9 protein-coding genes and 1 tRNA gene are annotated in these 10,177 nt (G+C 66.6%); 2 read left to right on the top strand and 8 right to left on the bottom strand.

The window, feature by feature from the left end; translation table 11 throughout:
* Window positions 1–42: 42 nt before the first annotated feature.
* The gene (trmB, locus tag B2R83_RS11765; protein ID WP_292041367.1) at window positions 43–723 is read right to left on the bottom strand and encodes a tRNA (guanosine(46)-N7)-methyltransferase TrmB; all 681 of its coding nucleotides are present in this window, start codon (window positions 721–723) and stop codon (window positions 43–45) included.
* Window positions 724–881: 158 nt separating this feature from the next.
* On the opposite strand from trmB, the gene B2R83_RS11760 reads away from it, so the two are divergent.
* Window positions 882–1,997 (top strand): succinylglutamate desuccinylase/aspartoacylase domain-containing protein, encoded by a 1,116-nt coding sequence (locus tag B2R83_RS11760; protein WP_292041366.1) that lies wholly within the window; start codon window positions 882–884, stop codon window positions 1,995–1,997.
* Here B2R83_RS11760 and B2R83_RS11755 read toward each other — a convergent pair.
* Both B2R83_RS11755 and B2R83_RS11750 read right to left on the bottom strand, forming a co-directional pair.
* Window positions 1,987–2,643, bottom strand: coding sequence for a DUF6064 family protein (locus B2R83_RS11755; protein ID WP_292041363.1), 657 nt, complete (start codon window positions 2,641–2,643; stop codon window positions 1,987–1,989). The two genes, B2R83_RS11760 and B2R83_RS11755, sit on opposite strands and share 11 nt — an antisense overlap.
* Window positions 2,640–3,551, bottom strand: a complete 912-nt coding sequence (locus tag B2R83_RS11750) for an aldo/keto reductase (RefSeq protein WP_292041361.1) — start codon at window positions 3,549–3,551, stop codon at window positions 2,640–2,642. Before B2R83_RS11750 ends, B2R83_RS11755 begins: the two co-directional genes overlap by 4 nt.
* 94 nt (window positions 3,552–3,645) lie before the next feature.
* Here B2R83_RS11750 and B2R83_RS11745 point away from each other — a divergent pair, with 94 nt between their 5' ends.
* Window positions 3,646–4,911 carry a sialidase family protein gene (locus tag B2R83_RS11745; protein WP_292041359.1) on the top strand — a complete coding sequence of 422 codons (1,266 nt, stop codon included), beginning with the start codon at window positions 3,646–3,648 and terminating at the stop codon, window positions 4,909–4,911.
* 43 nt (window positions 4,912–4,954) lie between these two features.
* On the opposite strand, the gene B2R83_RS11740 is transcribed toward B2R83_RS11745, so the two are convergent.
* The 5 genes from B2R83_RS11740 to B2R83_RS11720 form a co-directional block, all read right to left on the bottom strand.
* Window positions 4,955–5,028: transfer RNA gene (locus B2R83_RS11740), tRNA-Gly, on the bottom strand.
* A 127-nt stretch (window positions 5,029–5,155) separates the two neighbouring features.
* Window positions 5,156–5,890, bottom strand: coding sequence for a PEP-CTERM sorting domain-containing protein (locus B2R83_RS11735; RefSeq protein WP_292041357.1), 735 nt, complete (start codon window positions 5,888–5,890; stop codon window positions 5,156–5,158).
* A gap of 168 nt (window positions 5,891–6,058) precedes the next feature.
* Window positions 6,059–7,084 carry a TraB/GumN family protein gene (locus B2R83_RS11730; protein WP_292041354.1) on the bottom strand — a complete coding sequence of 342 codons (1,026 nt, stop codon included), beginning with the start codon at window positions 7,082–7,084 and terminating at the stop codon, window positions 6,059–6,061.
* An 84-nt stretch (window positions 7,085–7,168) separates the two neighbouring features.
* The gene (locus B2R83_RS11725) at window positions 7,169–9,208 is read right to left on the bottom strand and encodes a methyl-accepting chemotaxis protein (protein ID WP_292041352.1); all 2,040 of its coding nucleotides are present in this window, start codon (window positions 9,206–9,208) and stop codon (window positions 7,169–7,171) included.
* A gap of 15 nt (window positions 9,209–9,223) precedes the next feature.
* A complete protein-coding gene (locus tag B2R83_RS11720; RefSeq protein WP_292041350.1) occupies window positions 9,224–10,018 on the bottom strand; it encodes a TorF family putative porin in 795 nt (264 codons plus the stop codon).
* Between the last annotated feature and the right edge of the window lie 159 nt (window positions 10,019–10,177).

The raw sequence follows: 10,177 nt of genomic DNA, 5'->3' as shown, positions 1-10,177 counted from the left end.
AGTCTTAACTGAACGGCATTACGCCCTTCGGCGCGTTGTTTTTCACTTCTTGACGAACACCAGGTCCCACACGCCGTGGCCCAGCTTGAGGCCGCGGTTCTCGAACTTGGTCAGCGGCCGGTATGCCGGCTGCGGCGCATAGCCTTCGGCCGTGTTCTGGAGCAGGGGCTCGTTGCCCAGCACTTCCAGCATCTGCACCGCGTAGTCTTCCCAGTCGGTGGCGCAGTGGATGTAGCCGCCCGGCGCCAGCTTGTCGCACAGGACCTTCACGAACGCCGGCTGGATCAGGCGGCGCTTGTTGTGGCGCGCCTTGTGCCACGGGTCGGGGAAGAACACGTGCACGCCGGCCAAGGAACCGTCTGCGATCATGTGGTTCAGCACCTCGACCACGTCGTGCTGGATCAGGCGCAGGTTCTCGATGCCCTGCTCGCCGATCTGCTTGAGCAGGCTGCCCACGCCCGGGGTGTGCACCTCGACGCCGATGAAATCCTTCTCCGGCATCAGGCGCGCGATGTGCGCGGTGGTGTCGCCCATGCCGAAGCCGATTTCCAGGATGGTCGGCGCCTTGCGGCCGAAGGCCTGTTCCAGGTCGAGCGTCTCCTTTTTGTACTCGATCAGGTACTTGGGACCGAGTTCCTCCAGCGCGCGCGCCTGGGCGGTCGACAGGCGGCCGGCCCGCGTGACGAAGCTGCGGATGCGGTGTTCGGTCGGATCGTAAAGCATGGAACGCGCCGGGCCGGGGGTAGGCTTTTCAGAGGACATGGGGAGTGATAGTGAGGAAAAAACGGCTGTCATTATAGCCCAGCCGGGAGCGTGCGAAGCCTCCCGGCGGAATCGCGGATAATCGTGCTTTATCCATGCCGAGCCCAGGAAGCCTGTCCATGCAATCAGTGAAACACCCGATCGCCGTCGACGAGAACGTCGCCACCGCCCACCTGACTTCCTTCCACTACGGCAGCCCAGGCACCGGTAAAAAGGTGTACATCCAGGCCGCCGTCCACGCCGACGAGGTACCGGCCATGCTGGTGGCCCACTTCCTGCGCCAGGAACTGGAGCGCCTGGATGCCGAAGGCCGGATCAAGGGTGAAGTCATCCTGGTGCCGGCGGCCAATCCGATCGGCCTGTCGCAGGTCATCCACGGCACGCCCTTCGGCCGCTACCACCTGACGACCGGCACCAACTTCAACCGCCTGTACAGGCACGTGGCGGACGAACTCAAGAAGTCGCTCGAAGGCAAGCTCGGCAGTGATGTGGACGCCAACATCGCCCTCATCCGCGAACACGCCCGCCACCAGATCAGCCTGTGGGAGCCGCATGACGACGTCGAGACGCTCAAGAAGACCCTGCTGTCGATGGCGATCGACGCCGACATCGTGCTCGATCTGCACTGCGATAACGAAGCGCTGATGCACATGTACACCGGCACCCCGCTGGTGGAAAGCGTGGAGCCGCTGATGGCGCTGCTGGGCGCGCGCGTGCTGCTGGTGGCCAAGGCCTCGGGCGGCGAAGCCTTCGACGAAGCCTGCAGCCGCCTGTGGTGGGACCTGGCCGACCACTTCGAGGGTACGGCGATTCCGCCCTCCTGCATCGCGGTCACGGTCGAGCTGCGCGGCGAGAACGACGTGCGCTACGACTACGCACGCCAGGACGCTGCCGCCCTGCTGCAGTACCTGGGCCATGCCGGCGTGCTCGACATCCCGCTCGAGCCGCTGCCGGAAACGCCCTGCCGCGCGACGCCGCTCAATGCCGTCGAGCCTTTGGCCGCACCGCATGCGGGCGTGCTGGTCTTCCACAAGAAGCTGGGCGATCTGGTCGAGGCGGGCGAGCCAGTGGCGGACATCGTCAACCCGGTCAGCGGCCAGGTGACGACGCTGTCGGCCGAACACGCAGGGCTGCTGTTCGCGAGCACGGCGCACCGGCACCTGCTGCGCGGGATGCATGTGTGCAAGATCGCCGGGACGGAATCCTTCCGCTCGGGCGACCTGCTCAGCGCCTGAACTTCCCCCACACCACGGCGCCCAGCGCAAGCAGCGCCGTTACCGCCGGCCACCACGGCCGCGATGCATCCAGCTCGAGCATCGTCGCGGTACTGATGGCGCACCACAGCAAGGGAATCACCCACAGCGGCCAGGGCGCGCGCCAGAACATCAGGACGCCGAGCGTCACCATGGCGGTGGGATCGGGTGCGAAGCCGAAGACCTCGGCCTGCCACCAGCTGCGGCCATACAGTGGGGCCAGCAACGGGTAGCCGGCCAGCACGAGCAGCACGAGGGGGAAGGCCATGCCCACCGCAGGGGTGAGCAAGTCGGGCTGCGCCGGCGCCTTCCAGGCCATCCAGGCATGCAGCCCGGCCTGCAGGAAGAAGGCGGCAGCGAAATATGGTGCACCGATGTTGATGTCGGCATAGCGCTGCAAGTGGTAGGCCCAGCCCACCCACAGCCAGGCTGCGCCCAGCAGCGCGAAGGCGCTCCGTGCGCTGGCCAGGCGCCGGTGCGCGATGCCGCCCAGGATAACCGCACCCGCGGCGAGCGCCAGCAGCTGCAGCGGCCACCACTCGCGGTTCATCAGTTCGAACTGGCGGTAATAGGTCCGCGCCGAGAACATCAGGAAGTCCGACAGCGAGTACGTCCACCACTCGCTCATGCCAGCCTTTCGACATCCTGGACGATACGGCGGCGCAGCGCCTCGTCCGGTAGCGGCCCGCTCGCGGCCAGCATATTCTCGCGCACGTGGGCGACGCTGGAGGTGGCGGGAATCGCGCAGGTGACGCTTGGATGCGCGACGATGAACTTGAGCAGCGCCTGCGCCCAGCTGGTGCAGCCGATCTCCGCGGCCCAGCCGGGCAGGCGCTTGCCCGCCAGCGCCCGGGTCAGGTCGCCTTGCCGGAACGGCCGGTTGACGATCACGCCGATGCGCCGCTCGCGCGCCAGCGGCAGGATGCGCTGCTCCACCTCGCGATCGAGCGCGTTGTACGAGACCTGCACGAAGTCGATCGGCTGGCTGGCCATGATTCTCTCGATCTCGCCATGCCGGCGTCCTTCGGAGGTGGTGATGCCGACGTAGCGCAGCCGCCCTTCCCGCTTCATCCGCAGCAGCATCGGCAAGTGCGCTTCCCAGGCCAGCAGGTTATGCACCTGCAGCAGGTCGAAGCGCGGGATCTGCCACAGGCGGCGCGAGGTTTCAAGCTGCGCCGGCCCCTGCGCGCCTTCACCGGTCCACACCTTGTCGGCCGAAAACAGCTGCGCGGGCTTGAGCTTGCCCACCGCTTCCCCGATCACCTCCTGCGCCGAGCCGTACATGGGCGAGGAATCGATGAGCCGGCCGCCGCCGGCGAAGAACTGGCGCATGACCGCCGCGCACTCGGCGCGGGCTTCGGGATCGCGGCCGACGTTGAAGGTGATCCAGCTGCCCAGGCCGACCAGCGGCAGCTGCTCGCCGGAAGAGGGAATGGCGCGCGTCAGGATCGCGGGGCGCCCTTGGGCATGGGCGAAGGCCGGCAAGGCCAGCAGCGAGGCGAGCACGCGGCGGCGCGATCGGGAAGCGAGTTGCATGCGGGCGCTCCTTGGCGGATGGGACGAGTAGCATCGAGCATACCGCGCCGGCGCCGGGCGCGGCGCATTCCCTGCCGGCGCCTGGAGGAACCCGATGCGCCTTCACATTCGCACCCGCCTGCTCGTCATCGCCATGCTGCTGGCCTGCGTGCCGGTCCGGTCGGCGCCGGACCGCGATGCCATGTCCTGGCTGCCCGTGCAGGAAGTCGCCAGCGGTGGCGGCACCAAGGGTCCATGGCGCCAGAACGACTCGCAGTACGACTACGTGGACGACGGCACCCTCGCCTTCCTGCCCGGCGGCGGCCTGGCCGTGGCCTGGGTCGACCAGCGCCGCAAGGAAGTGCTGCTGCAGGTGCTCGGGGCAGATGGCCGCGCACGCGCCGCCCCGGTCGACGTGTCGCGCAGTCCCGCCACCTTTTCCTGGATGCCACGCATCGCGGCGGGTGGCCCGGACACGCTGCACCTGCTCTGGCAGGAGATCATCTTCTCGGGCGGATCGCATGGCGGGGACATCCTGTATGCGCGCTCGCTCGATGGCGGCCGCAGCTTTTCCCAGCCCGTGAACCTCTCGAACTCGCTCGGCGGCGACGGCAAGGGGCGCCTGGACCGCGACACCTGGTCGAACGGCAGCCTGGACCTGGCAGTGGGCGCGGACGGCAAGGTCTACGCGGCGTGGACCGACTACGACGGCGCCCTGTGGCTGGCGCGCTCGCGCGACGGCGGGCGCAGTTTCACGCCGCCGCAGCGGATCGCCGGCGACGACAAGCGTCCGGCCCGTGGCCCTTCGCTTGCGCTTGGCGGTGGTAAGGTTTACCTGGCATGGACGGTGGGCGAGGATCCGGACGCCGACATCCGCGTGAGCAGCTCGCTGGACGACGGCGTGAGCTTCGCGCCGCCGGTCCTGGTCGGCGCCAGGGCAGCGCGGGCCGATGCGCCGCGCCTGGCGTTTGATCGCGACGGGCGGCTGCATCTCGTCTATATGGAGCAGGCGGGTAAGCAGCCGGCGGCGATCCGCCATGTTCGCTCCGATGGCCCCGAACTGGCATTCGGCACGCCGCGCACCCTGTCCACGCGCGCTGAAGCGGCGATGGCGCCGCAACTGGCGACCGATGCGCACGGCCGCGTGCATGTCGCCTGGGAGTCGGCGCACGGGCTGCGCTACAGCCGGGATGGCGGCGCCCCGGTCACCGTGCCGCACAGCGGACCAGGGGCGGGGGCACGCCAGGGCAGCCAGCAAGGCATGCTCGGCAAGAAGCTCGCGGCCGGCGACGGGATGGTCGCGTTGGTCAACAGCAGCCTCACCCGGGGGGACGGCAGCCGCGTTTGGGTGATGCGGGGACGCCTGCCCGATTCTCGCTGAAGAGTCGGCAGTGTTACAGCTTGGGGGATGGGGGACTGAAGACTGGAGCGGGTGAAGGGAATCGAACCCTCGTCTTAAGCTTGGGAAGCTCCTGCTCTACCATTGAGCTACACCCGCGTTGCCTGCATTCTACGCGCGTTTGCCGGGCTTTGACAAATCCTCAGGCTTTCCTCAGCCAGCCGGCGCCGGCAAGCAAAACGCCCGGCCTGGCGCCGGGCGTCGAAGGCAGACGTTCTGTTAATGCTCAGGCGTGTTGCTTGCGGCGACGCGCGGCGACCAGGCCTGCGGCGCCGAGGCCCAGCAGCGCGAACACGCCTGGCTCCGGCACTTCGCCGACCTGGACATTGATGGCGCTGCGGCCCAGTTCATCGCCCTGGCCGTTGTACGCCGCCAGGATGAAGCTATAGTGGCCGTTTGCCTGCGGATTGAAGCTGGCGCCACCCGTTGGCGGGGTTACCAGGGGCGAAGGCGTGGCGAGGAAAGCGAACAGCATGTTCTGGGAATCCTGCTTGGTATCCAGGGCAGTTCCTCCGGCGCCGATCGCGAAGAATGTATCCAGGTTGAGAACGCCCAGTTTGTCCTCGTCCGTATTCATGCCCGCATCGAGGTCGTAGAACAGCTTGAAACTCAGTCCACTTTCGGCGAAGGTCGGCTGGTCGACATGGACGTAATACCCCACGTTCCAGGTCGAGCCCAGCACATTCTTGGGCGAGAGCGTGGTGCCCGGTGTTGCGAAGTACGTCCCCGCGCCATCATTGAGCAGCTTGGGCGCGTCGTAGCGCTGGTGCGCCGTGAGAGCAATGGTGAAGCCTTCGCGGTAAGTGATCGCGGACGGATTGTTCGGAATGCCCGAGCCGCCGTAGGTAGCACCTGCCAGCGGGCCGAAGCTCGTGTACTCTGGCGAAACGGGAGCGGCGGTGGCAAAGGCCGAAACAGCGCCCAGCAACAAGCTCATTCCAATACGCGACATGGTATGCATGATTGATCTCCCTAAAAATTTTGGACGGGAGACATGTAGCAATTTTCACACCAATGTTGAACTTGGTAAACTTTTCTCTTTGAAAACAATAGTTTAGTGCCAGCTACATTGCTGTTCTGATGAAGTTTCCCTGGAGTTGTAAAGTTTTCGACAGCCAAAGTCCGCCGCTTACTCCGGCTGCTCCACCGTATAGCCCTTCGCCGCCAGCGCCGCCATCAGGCCCTTCGGATCGAGCAGGTCCTTCATCGACAGCACCGCGAAGGTCGACGCGTTCTTCGCCAGCGCGGCCTCCGCATTGGCGAGCCACATGGCGCGATGGCGCTCTTCCGCCCCCTGGAAGGCCGGATGGTCACGCAAGACAGCGCTGTTGCGGATCGCGTTGCTGCAGCTTTCCTGCTCGTTGAAATCGAGCTTGCGGATGGCGTCGATATCGCCCTTGGCCCAGGCGTTGGCGCGCACGCGCATCGCATCGATGTCGGTTTCCAGGCGTTTCAAGGTGTTCGAGAAGCAGGCGACGTCGTCGAGCTGCGATTTCTTGAAATCCTTGATCAGCTGGCGCGGGTTGTCGATCTTCACTTCATTGACCGTCCGGGTCACCTTGAGCTTCTTCTGGTCGACGATCTTCTCGACCTGCTTGCGCACATCGGTGCTGTTGGTCAGGCCGGCGTGCTTCAGCGCAGCGCTGAACAGCTCATTGGCCACGAAGATCGGCCGGTCGCGCTCCTTGTTCTTGGGCAGGTATTTTTCCTTGAGCGGCAGCCAGCGCGCGTAGACCTCGGCCGGGAGCACGTCATGCAGCGTGGCGTCGTCCGGGTTCCTGTTGACGCCGATGAGGCTGGGCAGCGCCAGCGCCATCTTGAAGTAGGACGCCTCGACCTTGGTGACCGGCGGCGCCAGGTATTCCTGCGAGCGGCCAATCACCGCTTCGACCTCGTGCGAGCGCCAGTCCATCTTGACCGGCAGCGGAGAATAGGTCCCGAAGATCCACAGCACGTGCTCGTCCTTCGAGACCTTCCACATGCCCGGACCGGGCTTCTGGCCGACCACCAGGATCTGTTCGGGCGCGGCCGGCGCCTCGTCGCTTGACGCGGCGCTCGTTGCCGCAGGCGCCGCGGCCGGATCGGCGGTCTGGGCAAACGACGGCGCTGCGCACAAGGCCAGGCACAGGGCCGGCAGGATTGCAAATTTCAGCATCAGGACACCTTTGTTGTTGGTTGTCCGTCAAGCTTAGCCCTGCAATATGAACCGGAACTTAACAGGCTTGGGCTACCCTCTTTTTCATGCCGCCTGCATGAGGCGCTTGGGGACGGGAGCCGCCAGCGTCGACCGCGCGGCCAGCTGCGGCTCGCTGTCCTCGAGCTTGAACTCGCCCACCAGCGCCACCAGTGTCGCCGCCTGCTGCTGCTGGCTTTCCGCCGCGGCGGCCGCCTCCTCGACCAGGGCCGCGTTCTGCTGGGTTACGCCGTCCATCTGCACGATCGCCTGGTTGACCTGGCCGATGCCGGAGCTCTGCTCCGCGCTGGCCGCGCTGATCTCGGCGACGATGTCGCTGACGCGGCGCACACTCGACACGACTTCGTTCATCGTCTTGCCCGCTTCCTCGACCAGCATGGTGCCCATGCTGACCTTGTCGACCGAGTCGCCGATCAGGGTCTTGATCTCCTTGGCGGCGGCGGCGCTGCGCTGCGCCAGGTTGCGCACCTCGGTCGCCACCACCGCGAAGCCGCGGCCCTGCTCGCCCGCACGCGCCGCTTCCACGGCGGCGTTGAGCGCCAGGATGTTGGTCTGGAAGGCGATGCCGTCGATGACGCCGATGATGTCCACCACCTTCTTCGAGGCGTCGCTGATCGAGGCCATGGTGCCGACCACCTGGGACACGACTTCGCCGCCGCGCGTGGCGACCTCGCTCGCCGACTCGGCCAGCTGGTTGGCCTGGCGCGCGTTGTCGGCGTTCTGCTTCACGGTGCCGTTCAGCTCTTCCATCGAGGCCGCGGTTTCCTCGAGCGCGCCGGCCTGCTGTTCGGTGCGCACCGACAGGTCGGCGTTCCCCTGGCGGATCTCGCTGGATGCCACCGCCACGGCGTCGGAGCTGCTGCGCACGCGCGCCAGCACGTCCTGGATCTTGGCCACGAAGACGTTGAAGCCGCGGGCGATGTCGGCCAGTTCGTCGTTGCCCTTGACGGCCAGGCGCGCGCTCAGGTCGGCGTTGCCGCCGGCCAGGTCGGTCATCGCCTGGCCCAGCACGCGCAGCGGACGGGTCAGGCGGCGCAGGACCGTCACCATCACCAGCGCGGCGGCCGCCGCGCACAGTACGGCGACCAGCGCCGCATAAGCGGCCAGCTCGCGCGCCGGGGCGGTCGTCACGCTTTGCGGGAAAGCCAGTGAAATGGCCCATGGCGCCATGTCCTTGCTGACCTGCAGCGGCTGCAGCACGTGCACGATACCCTTGTCGTCGAGGTACTCGTAGGGCTTGCCCTGCTTGACCGCTTCCAGCGCCGCAGCGGGCAGGTCCTCCGCTTTCTTGCCGTTGCGGGAGGTGTCCTTGTGGCTGGCGTACATGCCGCCGTTCGAGATCAGCGCCAGCGTGCCCTTGTCCATGATCTTCATATTGGCCAGCATCGTGCCGAGACCGGTGAGCGGGAAGTCGCCGGTGAAGGTGCCCTTGAACTGGCCGTCCACCATGATCGGCGTCGCCAGCGTGGCGATCGCCTCGTCCTTGCCGTTGATCCGGTACAGGTAAGGCTCGGTGAAATGGGCCCGGCCGGTCGCCTTCGGCACGTCGTACCAGTCGTTGCCGCCCGGGGTGGTGACGAACACGATCGGCTCGACGTTGACCTTGCCTTGCGGGCTGCGCGTCCAGTAAGGCATGTAGCGGCCGGTGGCGTCGTACAGCGGCGCCTGGCCGGCAAACTCGGCATCCTTGCCGTCCAGCGCGTCCGGTTCATAGGCCGCCGAACTGCCGATGAAGTCTTCCGAGCCCACCAGGGTGGCGCGCACCAGGTCGGCGACCTGGGTGCGCGTCAGCGCCTGCCCGCCCGCTTGGGTCGAGGCCAGCACGGTGGCCGCGCTTTCCAGCGTCGCCAGGTTCGATGCAATGCGGCTCTCGAGCATTGCCGACGCCTGCAAGGTCAGCGTCCGCGCCTGGCGCATCGCGGCTTCCTCGGCGCTCTGGCTGTTCTTGACCGCGATAAAGCTCGATGTCACGCCCAGGCTGGCCACCACCAGCAGGGTGGCGGTGACGCAGATCTTGGCGCTCAGGGACAGGGAAAAACGGCGCGATGCATGCTGTGCTTGATGCGCTGCCTGGTGCTTGTTCATGGTCGTCTCTCGTTCTCAGAAGGTGCGGGCGACGCTCGCGGCGAACGTGCCCTTGGCAGGATTCGAATAGGCGACGGCGCCGTCGCCGCGCGGCACGCCCGTCGTGTAGCGCTTGTAGGCATCGGTGGCGCCCCATGCGCGGGTCCAGGCCGCGGCGATGCTCCAGCCGCCGTCGAAGGTTCTGGTGACACCCGCCTTTGCATCGCGCCAGTCCCAGATGGCATTGCCCTCGCCCGCCACGCGTCCGTCGCCGATGTGCAGGTTGAGCACGTAGCCGCCGCCCAGGTCATGATTCAGGCCGACGTCGAGGTAGCCGGTGCCGCGCGCGTTCGTGATGCCGAAGAAGTCGCGCGACACCGTGCGGTAATACCTCGCGTAGAAGGATTGGTAGCCCAGGCCGGGGACGACTTCGGTGTAGTCGTATTTGGTGCCGGTGGCGCCGATGCGTGCTCCCGGATAGCGGTAGTGCATGAGGTTCAGGCTGACGCCCAGCGGCCCGAGCGTGCCGGCGTAGCCGCCGTACAGGTCCCATTCGACGCGGCCGCCCTCGATGAAGCGGTCGCTGACGGTCGAGGTCCAGGTGCCGAGCGACCAGCCGCTCGGGTGCGCATAGTCGATGCCCGCCTGCAGCGCGGGGCGGCCCCAGGTCTGGCGCATGCCGCGCGAGACGTATTGCGAGCTCAGGGTGACCGTGGTGGTGATCGGAAGCGTGGCCGACGGCGAAGCGCTGGTGGCGTCATCGCCGGCCTGGGCGGGCATGGCCGCCACTACCAGGCAAACCGGCAACAGCCGGAAAAAGGGGGAAGTCATGGTGGTCTCGTCGTTATCCGGCAAAGGCCCACATGAGGTCCTCCGCTCACTCAGCAATTAATGCCGTACGGAAATTCTACGAGAGATTGTGAATATTCACGAAAATGTGGCGTGTTCGATAACGGGATTTTTCACCCATCTAAGTCGCCGGCGCAACAT

It is taken from the genome of Massilia sp. UBA6681 (assembly GCF_002454935.1).
Classification (GTDB): Bacteria; Pseudomonadota; Gammaproteobacteria; order Burkholderiales; family Burkholderiaceae_D; genus Telluria; species Telluria varians.
The sequence above is the reverse complement of the archived record's forward strand: the minus strand, read 5'-3'. Positions and strand labels throughout refer to the sequence as shown.